General features: G+C 37.6%; 9 protein-coding genes and 1 pseudogene. 4 read left to right on the top strand and 6 right to left on the bottom strand.

What is annotated here, in order from left to right; all coding sequences use genetic code 11:
• Positions 1-225: 225 nt before the first annotated feature.
• Positions 226-882 carry a carbonic anhydrase gene (locus PVV60_RS03900; RefSeq protein ID WP_273723255.1) on the bottom strand — a complete coding sequence of 219 codons (657 nt, stop codon included), beginning with the start codon at positions 880-882 and terminating at the stop codon, positions 226-228.
• A 273-nt stretch (positions 883-1,155) separates the two neighbouring features.
• Between PVV60_RS03900 and PVV60_RS03895 the strand changes: the two genes are divergently transcribed.
• Positions 1,156-5,859, top strand: a complete 4,704-nt coding sequence (locus PVV60_RS03895) for an NAD-glutamate dehydrogenase (protein WP_273723254.1) — start codon at positions 1,156-1,158, stop codon at positions 5,857-5,859.
• A gap of 202 nt (positions 5,860-6,061) precedes the next feature.
• Here PVV60_RS03895 and PVV60_RS03890 read toward each other — a convergent pair.
• From PVV60_RS03890 to PVV60_RS03870, 5 genes and pseudogenes are all read right to left on the bottom strand, one after another.
• Positions 6,062-6,281, bottom strand: a pseudogene (locus tag PVV60_RS03890) (hypothetical protein); the annotation flags it as partial.
• 971 nt (positions 6,282-7,252) lie between these two features.
• Positions 7,253-8,308: a DUF2125 domain-containing protein gene (locus PVV60_RS03885; RefSeq protein WP_273723308.1), complete on the bottom strand. Its 1,056-nt coding sequence runs from the start codon at positions 8,306-8,308 to the stop codon at positions 7,253-7,255.
• Between the two features lie 725 nt (positions 8,309-9,033).
• Positions 9,034-9,780 (bottom strand): glutamine amidotransferase, encoded by a 747-nt coding sequence (locus tag PVV60_RS03880; RefSeq protein WP_273723253.1) that lies wholly within the window; start codon positions 9,778-9,780, stop codon positions 9,034-9,036.
• A 75-nt stretch (positions 9,781-9,855) separates the two neighbouring features.
• Positions 9,856-11,409, bottom strand: a complete 1,554-nt coding sequence (locus PVV60_RS03875) for a heme biosynthesis protein HemY (protein WP_273723252.1) — start codon at positions 11,407-11,409, stop codon at positions 9,856-9,858.
• Positions 11,410-11,420: 11 nt separating this feature from the next.
• Entirely contained in the window at positions 11,421-12,605 is a 1,185-nt protein-coding gene (locus PVV60_RS03870; protein ID WP_273723251.1) for a COG4223 family protein, read from the bottom strand.
• A 384-nt stretch (positions 12,606-12,989) separates the two neighbouring features.
• Between PVV60_RS03870 and tsaD the strand changes: the two genes are divergently transcribed.
• The 3 genes from tsaD to PVV60_RS03855 all read left to right on the top strand — a co-directional run bounded on the left by tsaD (position 12,990) and on the right by PVV60_RS03855 (position 16,583).
• Positions 12,990-14,084: a tRNA (adenosine(37)-N6)-threonylcarbamoyltransferase complex transferase subunit TsaD gene (tsaD, locus tag PVV60_RS03865; RefSeq protein WP_273723249.1), complete on the top strand. Its 1,095-nt coding sequence runs from the start codon at positions 12,990-12,992 to the stop codon at positions 14,082-14,084.
• A gap of 592 nt (positions 14,085-14,676) precedes the next feature.
• The gene (locus PVV60_RS03860) at positions 14,677-15,111 is read left to right on the top strand and encodes an EVE domain-containing protein (protein WP_273723248.1); all 435 of its coding nucleotides are present in this window, start codon (positions 14,677-14,679) and stop codon (positions 15,109-15,111) included.
• A 791-nt stretch (positions 15,112-15,902) separates the two neighbouring features.
• On the top strand, positions 15,903-16,583 hold the full coding sequence (locus tag PVV60_RS03855; protein WP_273723247.1) for a response regulator transcription factor: 681 nt from the start codon (positions 15,903-15,905) through the stop codon (positions 16,581-16,583).
• Positions 16,584-16,829 lie beyond the last annotated feature (246 nt).

The following is a 16,829-nucleotide window of genomic DNA, read 5'->3' as shown; positions in this document are numbered from 1 at the left end:
ACCTCATTGTTGCATAACAAACAAACCAAAATAGCATCCGAGAACGCATCGCGCCGTCGGATGTTGACCTCTGAGATCTCTTTATACCCTTAAACTGGGGTCTCAGTCGGTGGCTCCAAGTTAATTTTGTCACTGAAAGCTTGCTCCTTCAAACAATAAAACCCTAGCTTTGTCAAGTTTTATCATAAAATGTCTTTTTATACGAAGAAATAAAAACAACAAATACTATACTTTAAAACTTTCAACTTCAACACGCATAAAACAACCTGTTTCCTGTTCCATACTCCATAATTTTCCGCTAGAGATATCAAACCAAACGCCATGCAATGTCAAAAAACCTTGATCTTTGCGAAGCTTTATCCACGGAAACGTCTCTAAATTTTTCAACGAATGGCGAATAGAAAGCTGCTCTAATGCCGTCTGTTTTTCTGGCCAAGACAGCGACTTATTGTTCAAAACGATTTCTGCTGCTGGTGCTAAGAGACTTATCCATTGACCAATAAAATCATTTGATGATAAAGATTTACATGTCTCCTTAAGAGCAGTATGAACGCCTCCACAATGGGCATGACCAAAAACGACAATATGTTTCACCTCAAGCAATTGCACAGCATATTCAAGAGCTGCTGATGTTGCATGATATTGGTCATCAGGAGAAAAAGGAGGAACCACATTTGCCACGTTGCGCAGGGTAAAAATTTCCCCTGGCTTAGCATCAAAAATCATTTCTGGTATTGCACGCGAATCACAACAAGCAATAACCAAAACTTCGGGTTTCTGCCCTTCAATCGCTAATTGCTGATAATGTGCTATTTTATATGAAAAATGATTGTTTATAAAGTTTTGGTAACCACTTAAAAGTCTTTCTGGTAAACGCGCCATTCTCTCTTTACTTCTGCTTCTTTTTTACTTTCATTTTGTATATTTAAAAAAACGAACTATTAATATACAAAAATACTAAAAATGCCCTTTCCTTGACGCAAAATATTTCTTTAAAGTACAAACTATTACTAAAAAATAGCAAAAACAAACTCATTCTTTCCAAATAAAGAGCTATTTTCTTCAAAAAGAAAGTGTTACAGTGCACGAAGATATAATGGTCTGCTTTTAAAAACAGAAGAAAAGGCCCCTAAGAGCAAAAAAGGGAGAGTGAATGTGTTGCAACAAAAAAAAACAGAAACAAAAAACACCCAAGATAAAATAGAACAAATCCTTTTTGCTCAAACCGATGAAGAAGATATTGTTTATTACGAAAGTGAAGAACTTCAAAAAGCCGCAGCCGTCGCAGTAAAAGCTTTTAATCTCCATCAGACGGGAAAAAATACTATCCACTTTGAACAAAATCTGACCCGTAATAACAAGTCTATAACCGCTATTACGCTTGTCAATGATAACAAACCCTTCCTTCTCGATTCTATTTTAAATGTCTTCAATCAACACAAAAACCATATCTATTTGATTGCTCACCCTATTCTTGATTGTACTTCCGGAAAACGCATCAGTCTGATGCAAATTCACATCGAGTCATTAAACAAACAGCAAATACAAAAACTTGAAAATGAACTCACCTTAGTTCTTGAACAAGTTAATGCTGCTGTACAAGACTGGAAACCTATGCTTGAAGAAGTTGAAAAGCAGATTCATGCCTACCAAATAAGTCTTCCCCCACACTACAAACAAGAAGGCGAAAAAGCTATTGAATTTCTTCACTGGCTAATGGACGATAATTTTATTTTCCTTGGTATGCGCACTTACAACTTCATCAAAGACCAAAAACCCCTAAAATCCTTTACAGCGAGTAATATTGAACTTGGTATACTCACGGATGCTTCTATTCATATTGTTGACGATGAAAGTATGAAAGAACCTCCTCAAGAAGTTTTATCCTTCATGGAAAGCGATAATCTGTTTATCGTGACAAAAGCTAACAGCCGCTCCAAAATTCACCGTTTTGTTTGGCTCGATTATATTGGTCTTAAAATCTTTGATAAAGAAAAACAACTCTGTGGAGAATTACGCATTGTAGGGCTTTTTACCTCCTCAGCTTATACACGTTCTATTTTGCAAATTCCTTTCTTAAAAGAAAAAGCCCGAACTATTATTCAACGTCTTGGACACAATCATGCCGATTATTCAGGAAAAGCACTCATCAGTGCTTTAGAAACCTATCCAAGAGATGAAATGTTTCGCTCTGATGTTGATACATTAACAGAAAACACTAGACTTATTCTACAATTAGATGAGCGCCCACGTTTACGGGTTCTTGCCCACACTGATTCTTTTGGGCGCTTTGTTTCTATCCTTGTCTACGTACCGCGTGACCAATATAGCAGCAACCTGCGTGAAAAAGTTGGCGAACATTTTGTTGAGCTTTATAAAGGCGACTTTTTTGAATCTTATCCGCTATTTTTGGAAAGCACCCTTATACGTGTCTACTATATCATCCATCGCAAAGGAAACGAAACTGTTCCCCTTCACGAACGCTCCACACTTGAACAACATGTACGTTCGATTGCACGAAGTTGGGAAGACAGCGTTCAAGCTATCGCTCTTGCCCAGAAAACAACAGAGCAACAAACACGTCTAGCCAGCGAATTTCCCAACAGCTATCGTGATTTATTTTCAGCTGAAGACGCTATTAACGATGCCGGACATATTTTAAATCTTCATGATGAGAAGCCCCTTTTCGTAAACTTTTATCACACACAAAACAAAGAAAAACGTACCATTTCTCTTCGGCTTTTTCACCGCCATGAAGCCCTTGCTCTTTCCAAACGTGTACCACTCCTTGAAAATATGGGGTTTCGCGTTATTGCTGAACAAACCCTTGAACTACCAGATGGCTATGGGCACTCTGTGTATCTTCATGATATGCAACTGGAAAGCACTTTCCAGCTCTGTATCGATTTTGAAAAAAACGGGCAAAAACACGCCGAAACCTTTGAGGCTATTTGGGCACAAAATGCTGATAATGACGCTTTTAATGCGCTCACCCAAACAGCTGAACTTGATTGGTATGAAATTGTTATTTTGCGCCATTATGGGCGCTATCTCCAGCAAGCTGGTATTCCTTATTCGCAAGATCGCGTTGCCCAAACTTTAAATGCTTATCCTGACATTACCCAAGATCTTTATGCTTTATTTCATTTAAAATTTCACCAAAGCCATACAGAAAAAGAACGGGAAAAAAGCCAACAGGTCATTCAAAAGCGTATTGGAGAAAAATTACGGAAAGTATCTGGTTTAGATGATGATCTCATCTTACGCCGTTATTGCAACCTTATCGACGCGAGTTTACGAACGAATGCCTTTACGCCTCTTGACGATGGAAGTCCACGGCGTATTTTAGCCACCAAATTAAATCCGCGCCAAATTGAAGGTTTGCCTGAACCACGCCCTTACCGAGAAATTTTTGTTTATGGACCGGAAGTTGAAGGGGTGCATTTGCGTTTTGGACCTATCGCTCGTGGCGGAATCCGTTGGTCTGACCGTGCATTAGATTATCGCACCGAAGTCCTCAGCTTAGTCAAAGCCCAACAAGTTAAAAATGCAGTTATCGTTCCTGCAGGTGCAAAAGGTGGTTTCTATCCCCATCGGCTTCCCCAAACAAACGACCGTGCTCTCATCGTAGAAGCAGCACGACAAGCTTATACAGACTTTATCACAGCTTTGCTCTCCATCACAGACAATCTAATTAACGGCAAAATAAGTTCTCCCCACAATGTCATCTGTCATGATGACCCTGACCCCTATTTTGTTGTCGCAGCAGACAAAGGAACAGCAACTTTTTCTGATACCGCCAACGCCATCAGCCAAGCAAATCACTTTTGGCTCGATGATGCTTTTGCTTCTGGAGGCTCAGCAGGTTACGACCACAAAGACATTGGTATTACAGCTAAAGGTGCGTGGGAAGCTGTCAAAAGACATTTTAGAGAAACATTTGATCAGGATATTCAAACAACGCCCTTCACCTGTGTCGGTGTTGGAGACATGTCTGGCGATGTCTTTGGTAATGGGATGCTGCTTTCCAAACAAACAAAATTGATTGCCGCTTTTGATCACCGCGATATCTTTATTGATCCAGATCCAAGCATAGACGAAAGCTATGCAGAGCGTATGCGCCTTTTTAAACTTCCTCGCTCCAGCTGGCAAGATTACGATCAAAGCAAATTATCAAAGGGCGGTGGTATCTTCTCACGAAAAGAAAAAACCATTACTCTCTCACTTGAAGCAGCACAAGCCATTGGTTTTGAAAAACAAACAGGAACACCCTTTGAAATTATCTCTGCTCTTCTCAAAGCCCCTGTTGATCTTTTATGGTTCGGCGGCATTGGTACTTATATCCGCGCTGCAACAGAAAATGATACCCAAGTAGGTGATCGTGCAAATGATACAATACGCATTACCGGAGAGCAAGTGCGTGCAAAAATTATTGGCGAAGGAGCTAATCTTGGTGCTACACAACGTGGACGGATTGAATATGTCTTAAATGGTGGTCGATGCAATACGGATGCCATTGACAATTCTGCTGGTGTGAATTGTTCTGATATTGAGGTCAATCTCAAAATTGTTCTTGCATCAGCCCTTCGGGCTAAAACACTCACCCGCGAAGAACGCAATAAGCTCTTGAAAAAAATGACACCTCAAGTCGAGCAACTCGTCTTGCGCAACAATTATCTACAACCCCTTGCTCTTTCTTTGGCGGAAAACCAAAGCACTACTGATTTGCCCTATCAAATACGCTTTATGCACGATTTGGAACAAAAAAAGCTTCTAGATCGTAGAGTTGAAATACTCCCTGATGAGCAAATTTTACGACAAAGAGCAACCCAAGGCAAAGGTCTTCTCCGTCCAGAACTCGCCGTTATTTTTGCATATGCTAAATTAACCTTAAAAGAAGAAATTGCTAATAGCCCCATTGTTGATGATCACTATTTCAATACAACCTTGCTGAACTATTTTCCAACTCAAATTCAAGAAAGTTTTAAGAAGGAAGTCATTAACCATCAATTGCGTCGTAATATTATCGCAACACTAATTGCCAACGATATTGTAAATCGTGGAGGCCCCACTTTTGTTAATAGACTACGCGATGCAACAGAACAAAAAGCTGAAAATATTATTCGCGTTTTCATTGCCATTCGCGATGGTTTTGAAATTCCTCAATTGTCTGAGCAAATTGATAAGCTTGATAATAAAATACCCGGTCTTGTCCAAAACAAATTCTACGCAGCAATAACCCCAATGCTCTTTGAAACAACCAATTGGGGATTACACAACATAGATCTCTCACGTCCATTAGAAGAAATTGTAAAAACAATAAAGCAAGCCCGTAGCGTTATTGAAAAAGAGCTTATGCATTCTCACGACAACGACATTAAGCAAAAAATTGAAGAAAAAGCATTACACTACAGCGAAGAGGGAGCACCAAAAGCATTAGCGAAACAATTAGCTCTCTTGGAAGCCGCTTCAACAATCTGTGATATTTCTTTAATTGCAAAAAAAAGCAACAGTGATCTTATTAAAACCGCAGAGATCTATTTTTCACTTGCGCAAATCATTCGTATAAACCGCATTAACGAAGCAAGTCGTATAATTCCTGTAGTAGATTATTATGATAGTATGGCTTTAAGCCAAGCCAAAGAAAATGTTGCTGAAAGCTTACGGCAAATCGTTATGAAAATCCTCAAAAATTATGGAAAGAAAAAAGATCCTTTTGACACTTGGAAAAAAACAGAAGAAGATCATATTCACAACATTACAAACCGCATTAGTGCCCTTATTGAAAATGATCTCAATATTTCTCGTTTTACTTTTGCAGCAGGATTGATTTCTCAACTTCAAAATACTGGATTTTAAACCTAAAGCAAATACAAAAGGACCCACTCAATCTCCCGTTCTATCCCACCACAGTAAACAAGCCAAGATGGAGCGGAAGTTTGCATTTTAGACATAGCACCCAAAATAAGAGACTTGCTATTTATAGCTATAGAATTGTTTGCAACAATTTCAAAACGACAACAGGATTGATTTCTTACCTTAAAAACATAAACTTTCAGACTTAAAAGCAGTATAAAATAGCTAAGCTTTTTCCCTGTTCTATCCATCCATGACTAATCAGTAAGAGAAGAACGGAAGCGCTATCCCGCATTTTTAGACAGAGTACTTAAAATAAAAAATAACGCTTGAAGATTATTGGCCTGCGTAGGAAATAAACGCTGAAAAGTGTTAAGAAGCTTCATAGGCTGAATATGGAAAAGTTCAAATTTTGCTGTCAAATATTCTTTAATACAAAAATATAATATATTGATTTACAATCATAATTTTATCATTTTTATGTTGAAGGAGAAGCCGATATTCTAAGTTTGCCTCATTTCCAATCCGTTTATATTCAATCAATTAAACGCATTACCCCTTGCATGTTGCAAATGGGAAAGCTGTATAAATAAAAAACATTAAATAAAGAACTAAAAATGCCCCTCATAAACCACCTCAAATGCCAAAAGCCGTAGAAACACTGGAGGTAGGAAAATATAAATATGACGTGTCTCCCCTTAAGCTTCTTACTCCATAAGCGAAAAGAGGGTAGTGCTTAATGGTTTTATCATTATACCATTCATAGGCAACATCGTGAAATAGAAAGTACTGAGAAATATTTTTTTAATAAATGTGTAAATATGCAATACACATATATTCTGTTTTACATGAAAGATATCTGGCTTCATTAAAAAACATCAGAAACAAAAGGATATGCTTAATCCATTATTTAAAAGATATGACTGTAACTGCTTTTGAAATGCGTAAAATCAAATAAAAAATGACAGTAAAGATGGGCGTTTATTTTCTCCCTTTACAACTCCATATTCTCATCCAACTAGGCTGTTTACCTATTTTAAAAATTACCCTAAAAAGATATATGCAAGATGCTCATTCCATACATAAAGAAAAAAGGCTCCTAACACAGCACCACACCACCTGTATAAAAAGGCAATTCAGCATGCTTTACAATGCCACTTTTTGCACACAAACATTGTTTCTATATGTAGTTTGACATAAGACTTTATAGTTAAGTGAAAAGAGGTTAGACTAGTTAGGAATAGGTAGTAATTTTTTATTTTTATAGCTATTTTTTTACCATTAAATACGTGCTTTGTTAAAATAGATTTTGACACTTTAAAATTGCAAAAAAGTGTAAAAATCAGAAAAAATCGAAATTTGGTAGTAAAAATGAAAAAAGGCTTTGGTACAACACCTAAAGCGGAGAAAGACGACCAAGTTTTAAAAAACCTAATTTTACCCACCCATTGTTAATGAGCAAGGGAAGAACAGGAGCGCCATCGGCATTTTTAGGCAGTGTACCCAAAATAAAAAATAATGCTTGAAGATTATTGGCCTGCTCGGGAAATAAGCGCTGCAGAGTGTCAAGAAGCTTCATAGGCTGAATAAGAACAAGTTCAAATTTTGCTGTCAAATATCCTTCTTCATCAAAAGAAAAAGGCCCATTCATACGTAACCCACCACCTGTATGAAAAGTCAATTCACTTTGCTTTAAAAGTCCACTTTTTCCATGCAGTCGCTGTTGCCAATTTTTTCCTTCATCTTCAGACAGAAAAGAGATGTCATTTAAAATCACTTTCAAATTGCCATCAATTTTTGGGACATCAACAAAAGAAGATATAAAAATTCGAGAAACATCAAAACCGTCAAAAGTTATATTTCCCGATAAATCATTCTTTTCATGTTTAAGATCAAGTCGAAAAAATTCTGCCGTTATTTTTTGGGTAGCTTCTTTTGGCTCTAATGGCTGAATAGTCACGTTATGCGTATTTTGCAAAGATGCCTGATCTTCTATATTTTCTTGTGTCGTTTTTTTATCTGTTGTTTGCGCTCCTAATGCTTCTTGAGGCTTTTGATCTTCAAGGGAAGAGGAAAGAGGTGAAATTTCAAGCCCCTCAGCTATAAACTTCAATGTTTTACCTGTTTTCCAATAAGGTTCCGTTTCAATCACCAAATTGCGCCAACGCGATACTATGGGAGTTTTTCCAGAAAAAACAATTAATGCAGGAGAATGAACATTAAACTCTATCAAATGAGGTGCATAAATTGGTGCACCAGCTGTCAAACGCCCTGTCGATAAAGAAATCCCATGTAAAGGCCAAGAAAATTGAAACTTGTCACAAACAACACCGACACGTAAAGGATAACCATTCTTGTGCACATTCTCACATACCGCCGTTATATTATGGGAAGATACTTTTGTGAATATATCAGAAACATAGTTTTCTATTTTACGTGAAAAAAAAACCAGAGTGTGCTATAAATAAATATCAGAGCAAGACAAAAGAGCCCACAAATTAAATAGCTCAAAGAAAAACTTTTTTGTGATGACGGTATTTGAAAGAATTTAGACAACATCGAAACTTTCTTTATCTCTTAACTTCCTCCCCACCCTAAAAAGGACAAAGATTCTTAACCACGGTCAGTTGATAAACAATCCAACTTCTTAATCGATCGGATTTTATCTGCTAACCACTTCAAGGAGTCCCTATACATCATTCTAAAGTACAGCATCTCATACGCCCACTCAGCAAGATCTTTTTAAGAAAACCCATTACATCCTTTAACAAAAAACACCTCATGTGTAAAGTTTTATATAGATTTTCTGCCTTAAACCACACTGTTTCACAGCATAACAAAAATGATAATGAATAATGTTTCTTAACGATAAAGCCATTGAGCACCCCCATCATTACGCTTATGGGAGAGCACAAGCCAGCACCATCATTATATTTGGCTAGCCCCCCTATGTTGCGACAGCCCTTGGCACTTAAGACAGCTCATAAGAGGCATTTTTAGTCTTTTCTTATACAGTTTTTGCCCACACGCCAGCCCTACTTGTGACATACAAGCAAGAGGTTTTTATTGATTCAACATACACAGGTTTGGAATGAGAAAAACTTACTATATTCTGGATCCTCATTTAATATGCAAAACAGTAAATTACTTATATTAATCAATGTGTTATCAAAAAAATCACACAAGTACGGTCGGTGTACAAAAAATCTGGTATAATGCGCTTTCAAACCATTGGCTCAAAGCTCGATCATAGATTAAACGTCCTTTCAAATGTGCACAAGCAGGTTGAGCACCTTTTTCAGTCAATTTATGTGCCGAACGCATGACCAAACGCCGCATCATAGCGCGTGTAAATTCAGCATGAAACTGCAAGCCCCATGCATTGTTTCCATAACGAAAAGCTTGTGTAGGATATGTATTCCCTGTTGCCAAAAGCATTGCCTCTTTCGGTAAATCATAAATACCTTCATCATGGAAATGATAAACCATTTCTGGCCAACTCATCAATTCCTTCCCTTGAGGGGTTGCTTCTAGTGGATACCAGCCGACTTCAACAGTCCCATCACTTCTTGTACCAACGCGTCCCCCTAGATTTCGCGCTAACATTTGTGCTCCAAGACAAATACCCAAAAAAGGCTTATTTTCCTTTAGTGATAACGAAATCCAATCAATTTCCTCACCAATATAGGTTTCGCTGTCATTCACACTCATCGGTCCCCCTAAAATAACAACACCGGCATAATGCTCTAATGTATCAGGGAGTTTTTGTCCAAAAATAGGACGATAAATATCAAGAACAAAACCATTTTGTTGTAAAAATTTTCCCAAACGACCAGTATAGGTAGACCGCCGATGAATAACGACAGCAATCCTTGGTTTGTTATTTTTTTGTTTTTTATCAAGACACCTCTGATTTAAAAACATTTTTCAACCAATCACCTTTGCAACCAAGCAAAACTTTATTTTTAAAGCATAAGAGAATAATTTTATTGGACAAGACTAACGATATTTTTTCCTCGATGAAGATGTTTCTTCTTCTGTTTTAACCCCTGGATCATCAACATTTAAGTGAGTTTGACTGAACATTTTTACATCTTGTTCTTTTATATCTTGTTTCTCCAGCTGCGCATTATGCAAAAGAGAATCGTCTATAGGTGTTAATTTTTCAAGCTTCTTATCTTCAACACCATCACTTTTTTCCATAACATACTCTTTGTCTTGCTTTTTCGGCAAAATATTGTCCACCTCTAATGTGAGAGAAGGCATACAGGGAGGCGCCTTCCATTCAAAACCACCCAAACGTCCACTGATTGGAGAAACCGCTGACCAAGAAGAAAAAATGGTCCCATCACACATCCATACTGGATCACGTTCAGCACGAAGTGCTAAAGAAAGCCATTGACGCACAGCACCTTGATTGTTTCCCTGTGCCTCTTCAATATCTGCCAACAATAAATAAACACTTTCCCGTGGATGATATTCTAATGCTTTTTTTGCCTGCTCTCTCGCTAATGCTGTTTCACCAGCATCTAAAGCTGCTTTAGCAATAAGGAAAGCCGATTCAAATGCATCTTGATTATAAGAAGCAAGTGTCTTAGCCCTTTTCAATCGCCCAATGGCTCCTTCTTCTCTTTCAAGATAAAGCGTCGCCAAATCAGGATGAGGATCCTTTTGCCAAGCCGCTATAATCATTTTATCCGCTTTACGCGTTTCATTTAACTTATAAAGAATATCAGCAGCAATAACTATTATTGGAACAAAATCAGGCGCCAATTTATGGGCTTTCAAAATGGCTTCACGTGCTTGTACAAGATGTGTATCAAACAAAGAAAGTGCCTGCCCACTTAATAGTAAAACCTGTATATGCTGCCGCTCTGGAGTCGCGCGAACAGAACGCGGGAGAGCTTTCTGCGCTCTTTCAAAAATAGTAAGTGCCTTATCCCATTTACCCTCAGTACTTAACCGATCAAGCACCGCTTGATGCGCCCATAAAAGTGCTGGCGATAAAGTCAGCGCCTCTTCGGCATATTGTTGCGCCGCCTCATAAGCTTTACTCTTCATCGCTTCACGAAACAAACCATAAAGTCCAACCAGTTTTGTTGGATCTTCCTTTCTCATCTCCTCATAAAGACCAATGGCGCGAACAGAGTTGTTTTGTAAAGACAAGGTTTGTGCTTGTAAGAATTTTACCAATGGCTCTTGTTTTTCTGCAAGATATTTAGCAACCCGTGCTTCCATTTTTTGCGCAACCATACTATCACCAGCAAAAGTTGCAAGAATCCCCTTTGAAAGAGCTTCATAACCACGCTTTTGATGGCGTTTATAAAAATAATTGGAAATAGCACTCGGTATGGAAAAAAAGAAAGACAATAACCACCATAAAAGCATTAGTGTTACAAAAAACAAAATAAGCACACTTAACACTGTAAGCAATGAAGCAGAAAATCTGAAATGCAAAAATGTGAGAACAAAAATACCATTGTGATTAGCAACCCACGCGAAAGCTAAACCGAGGATACAAACAACAAAAGTATAAATAAAAACACGTATCATCTTGGGCCTATTTACATCTTTGTTGCTTTAAAAGATCCTTGTTGCACAGACAATAACAATTGCTGCAACAACTGTTGAATAGCAATATGTCTTTCAAGCTGCTTAACAAAATCCATTGAAATATCTTTTGCACTTTGTGGCAATGATTGCCATTCGCTCAAAGCCTTTTCGTAATCACCAGCTTGAATAGCAACTTCCATGCGTGCCGCAATAGCCCTAAGCGTCATCCCTTCAACATTTCCAATCGGTCGCGAAACAATGAGCCCTTTTATCCACGCTAAAATTCGGTCAAAAAAACCAGCATCTGACGCAACAATATTTTGCGTACCAACAATTGCATCGGCAACATGAGCAAAATCAACTGAAAGTTGTGCTGAACTTGGAAGACCTACAGTAGCTGTTTTTTGCAACACATCAAGTCCATCAATCGAAGGCGATAATTGCTGTAACAGCTTTAATTCATTATTATAAGACCCACCACGCTCTACAGCATTTTTTAATGAACTAATTGCTGTAAAGAGCGCGGTATCTATTTCTCTTTTCTCACTATTTTTAACAGCAGTTTCTTCCTGTAGTACTTCTAACTGTTGTTTTAACGCAGCAAGATCATTTGCATTGCTCTGCCCAACAGACAAAGCCGTCTCTATCTCTTTCGATTTTCTAACAAAAGTTTGTACAGTTTCTTCAAGAGCTTTTACTTTTTCCTCTAAAATCGCAAAAGCTTTTTTGCTTTCTTCTTTCGATAGTTCATCGTTGTTCGTTGTTTTAAACTGTTGTGATGAAAAAGAAGAAAACTCTGTTTTTAATCCATCGATTTCTTGAAGGAGCCGCCTCAATTGTTCCTTTGTGTCTTCACCTTGACTTTTTGCGGCTTCAGCAATCTGCAAAGCTTTTTCCCCTCCAGCAGAATTTTCCACAAAAGGAGAAGGAAAAAGACCAGCCCATTGAAGCCCCATAAAAATTCCCAAAGCAATGAATCCCCCCAAAATTCCAGAAAGGGACAAGAAAAGCCAAGTTGCACTAGAGGTACTTTTATCCTGACCTTGCATATTCTGTTTTTCTCGCGCATGAGATTCTACAGAATTGTGGACTTTTTCCTCTGAATCATGGGGAACAGCTTCATGCTCAATAACTGGTTTCTTACGGCGCGTACCAGCATAATGTGGTTTAATTTTTGGTTTTGAAGAATCGACCATCTCTGTCACTTTTCGTGCACACTTTTTTTAATGATAAAATAATAAAATGAAGAAAGTTTTAAAAATGCAGCTTTTCTCAAATATCTTCGTTTACTTTACATTCTTTTTATAAAGAGTATAACTTTATAAAAATTTTCCAAATCTCATTTTTCTCAATAATATTTATAATTATAGACTTTAATAGACAAGTTTTAAAAAACACATTTGCATTTTATACTCAAAAATACAGCTTTATTTTTTAATCAACAATATCATGAAATTCAAAGAAAATGCCAAAACACATATTTTTCATAGAAAAATCAATTCTAAGAGAAATACTTTGCATCTTTTTCTGTTCATGGTACGCACGCAGGAAAGAAGCTTCAATATAAGGTTTTGTTTAAAATGCGTCTGCTGGGAATAGAAACAAGTTGTGATGAAACGGCAGCGGCTGTCATTGAATATAACAATGAATCAAACAGCCGAATTCTTTCCAATGTTGTTTGGAGCCAAATTGATCACCATGCACCTTACGGCGGTGTTGTTCCTGAAATTGCTGCTCGTGCCCATGTTGAAGTTCTTGATCATTTAATTCTGCAAGCACTAACAGAAGCAAACACAAAATTAAAAGATATTGATGGCATTGCAGCCACCAGTGGACCTGGTTTGATAGGAGGATTGTTGGTAGGCGTTATGAGCGCAAAAGCACTCTCTCTTGCCACTGGCAAACCATTTATTGCGGTAAATCACTTAGAGGGACATGCTTTAACAGCTGTATTAACGCACAACGTCAGCTTTCCTTATTTATTACTTTTGGTTTCAGGGGGGCATACACAAACAATCATTGTTCATGGAGTAGGCAACTACCAACGTTTAGGAACCACTATTGATGATGCATTAGGAGAAGCCTTTGATAAAACTGCAAAACTTTTAGGTCTTCCTTATCCTGGTGGACCAGCACTTGAAAAAGCAGCTTTATTTGGTGATAAAAATCGCATCCCCCTTCCACGCCCTTTAAAGGGTGAAAAACGGTTAGATTTTTCTTTTTCCGGACTCAAAACTGCTGTCCGACAAGCCGCAACAGCCATAGCTCCTCTTACAGAAAATGATATTGCTGACATTGCCGCAAGTTTTCAAGCAGCCGTGACCGATACGATACATGATCGTATTTACCTAGCCCTACAACACTTTACCCACCAATATCCTCTCTCTCATGATCAAGGAAAGCGTTCTCCTGCTTTGGTTGTCGCGGGCGGTGTTGCAGCAAACCAAGCCATTCGCTCTACATTGCAAGAACTTGCCCATCAACATGGTTTTGAATTTATAGCCCCTCCTCTTTCCTTGTGTACCGATAATGCTGCAATGATTGCTTTTGCCGGTGCACAAAAACTCGTACGAGGAGAAACAAGCTCTCTCGACATTGCACCCCGCTCACGCTGGCCATTAGATGAAAAAGCCACGCCCTTGATCGGAATGGGACGCCGTGGAACAAAAGCATAATAAAATTGACGCCCCCCACACACACATCTTAAAAAACAAAGATTTTTACTCAATCCGGTCTACAGATAGTCCGAACTCTCTATCGAGCGGATTCCAGCTGCTTCCCACTCACACAATTCACTTAACCCAAAGCTCGACACGCAAACCTAAATATTCACCACACATTCTAAAAAACTTTATGTTTCAAAAAACTGTCTTATATCATTACACTTTAAACGACGATATTTTACAGCTTAATAAGATCTACTCTCTCCCACAAAGCATAGATATGAATGTCATTCTTTGATTATCTATTCGTTTCATTGTCATTGTAATCTTAAAGCTTTTTAGAACCAATTTTCTTAATTTTCTCCAACAAACTCTTATAGTGACCGCATTTCAAACCATAGCTGCAAAGATAAGCAAAGAGCAAAATACCTTTATACAACATGAAATATCAATGAATCGCGTTTCTCTGCTACACGTTAATTTTGAAACAAGAAAAAACAGATAATGCCCGTTCTTTACTCCATTTTAAAAATCAACGTTGATGGTGTTACAAAGATGCTTATAAAATGCATAATGTATAACAGTCTATGAAAAAGGAGAACTCATGGCTTATTGGCTTTTTAAATCTGAACCCCACAAATGGTCATGGGAGATGCAAAAGAAAAAAGGAGTTAATGGCGAAAAATGGGATGGTGTACGCAATTATCAAGCCCGTAATAATATGCGCGCCATGAAATATGGCGATAAAGGTTTTTTTTATCACTCAAATAAAGGTTTAGAAATTGTAGGCATTGTAGAAATATGTGCTGAAGCACACCCTGATTCTACAAGCTCTGATCCACGCTGGGAATGTGTGGATATCCGTGCACTTTGTGACATGCCAACACCTGTTTCATTAAAACAAATTAAAGCCAATCCCAAACTAGCAAACATGGTGCTAGTTAAAGCCAGCCGCTTATCAGTACAACCCGTGACAGAAGATGAATGGAAAGAAGTCTGTTTGATGGGCAACCTTAAAAGTGAAATGCTTTTATCTTAAAACAATAATTTTTATTCATTAATTCATATAAAAAGATGCTCCATAGCATTGCACAAAAAATCTCTTTATGATGCATCTTTTCGGCATTGCTAAAGGCAAAGCTTACTCAACGATTATAATAAGCAACACCACAAACATCACACATAGACCCCCCTCGCACACAAATGCAACGAAAAAACAAAACTGAACGTGGATAAAAAAACAATAAAATGACCGTGAAATTCTCCGAAACAGTGCATATGTGTTAGGTGTTGCACAGTTTTCTTCGGGCTTAAAAAACGCATCATATTGAGCATTCACCGTTTTGCATATTGGATGAAAGTCTCTTATACCGCAGGCTTCTCTCATTCCCAACTTGTTTATATTGAATTAATCACAAGCTATTTGCTTGCACATTACAAGCGGAGAAGGTTCCGTATAGATAAAAACGTGAAAGAAAGGACTAAACATTCCTTTTATGAATCGTCTCAAGTGCCAAGGACTGTCCGCAATACCCACGAGCTGGCAAAGTATATGATAGTGTCGGCTTGTTTCTCCATAAGCGTAAAGATGATGACACCTAATGGCTAAAACACGTTCTAAAGCATAAAAAACACTTCCAACCAATACGTAAAATACTCTGCAGACGGAAATACCTTCTTTTCGGCAAGCAACCATAGAAATGACAAAAGTTTATTTTTTAGAGACCCTCTTTTTTAATTTTCCTCTTTTGATTTTTCTTGCATGAAATCTCATTTTTCACGAAACTACTCTTTACCAATCAGTGCATCAACATGCCTATAAGGAAAAACATGAACCACTATACTCTTTTAATTGTTGAAGACGATGATCTACGCCCCATTTTAGTAGAACAATTGCAAATGCATCAAGAGTTTGAAATTCTCCAAGCCAAAACAGCAAAAGCAGGAATGAAAATAATCCAAGAAGAAAATATTGATCTCGCTATTTTGGGACTTAAACTTCCTGATCTTGATGGTTGCGAAGCCGTGAAACAATTACGCACCCAAGGATTTCGTGCCCCCATTATCATGATAACAAATCATGATACAGACTGCGATAATATTTTAGATCTTGAAACAGGCGCCAATGATTATGTGACAAAACCCTTTCGCTTTGCGGTGTTATTAGCGAGAATTCGAGCACAGTTGCGCCAATATGAACAAAATGAAGATGCAACCTTTCATATTGGCCCCTATACTTTTAAACTAAGACAAAAACTTCTTCTTGACCAATGCAACAATAAAATCTGTCTCACAGAAAAAGAAGCAGCGATTCTTAAATGTCTCTATTATGCCAATGATAAAATTGTTAGCCGTGAAACATTGTTAGAACAAGTTTGGGGTTATAATGAAAATATTGTCACCCATACTTTAGAAACCCACATCTATCGTTTGCGACAAAAAATCGAAAAAGATCCTTCCAATGCACAAATTCTCATGACAGATCAAAGTGGTTATCGTTTAAATCTTTAATTCGAGATTTACTGTTTAAAAAACAATTTTAATATCCTAAATGAAAACAAAAACGAGATGAAAAAACTTCACATATAATTCGAATGCTATTACATAGAACTTACTCTTGTGACAAAATATATAACATTATGAATAAAAAACGATACATCCCAACATGAGAACCAGAAACAAAAATGCTTTCAAACCTCACGATATATTTTGTAACTTCTGCTTCACATGCTTTTGTTCTCTCTAAAATTTTTAATA

The sequence above is a fragment of the Bartonella sp. AU18XJBT genome (assembly GCF_028618595.1).
In the GTDB taxonomy this organism is placed as follows: domain Bacteria; phylum Pseudomonadota; class Alphaproteobacteria; order Rhizobiales; family Rhizobiaceae; genus Bartonella.
The sequence above is the reverse complement of the archived record's forward strand: the minus strand, read 5'-3'. Positions and strand labels throughout refer to the sequence as shown.

What these genes read in the sequence shown, in the direction of transcription:
- PVV60_RS03860 (WP_273723248.1), top strand. Translation starts at nt 14,677, where the DNA reads ATGGCTTATTGGCTTTTTAAATCTGAACCCCACAAATGGTCATGGGAG.
- PVV60_RS03870 (WP_273723251.1), bottom strand. Translation starts at nt 12,605, where the DNA reads ATGGTCGATTCTTCAAAACCAAAAATTAAACCACATTATGCTGGTACG.
- tsaD (WP_273723249.1), top strand. Translation starts at nt 12,990, where the DNA reads ATGCGTCTGCTGGGAATAGAAACAAGTTGTGATGAAACGGCAGCGGCT.
- PVV60_RS03875 (WP_273723252.1), bottom strand. Translation starts at nt 11,409, where the DNA reads ATGATACGTGTTTTTATTTATACTTTTGTTGTTTGTATCCTCGGTTTA.
- PVV60_RS03900 (WP_273723255.1), bottom strand. Translation starts at nt 882, where the DNA reads ATGGCGCGTTTACCAGAAAGACTTTTAAGTGGTTACCAAAACTTTATA.
- PVV60_RS03880 (WP_273723253.1), bottom strand. Translation starts at nt 9,780, where the DNA reads ATGTTTTTAAATCAGAGGTGTCTTGATAAAAAACAAAAAAATAACAAA.
- PVV60_RS03855 (WP_273723247.1), top strand. Translation starts at nt 15,903, where the DNA reads ATGAACCACTATACTCTTTTAATTGTTGAAGACGATGATCTACGCCCC.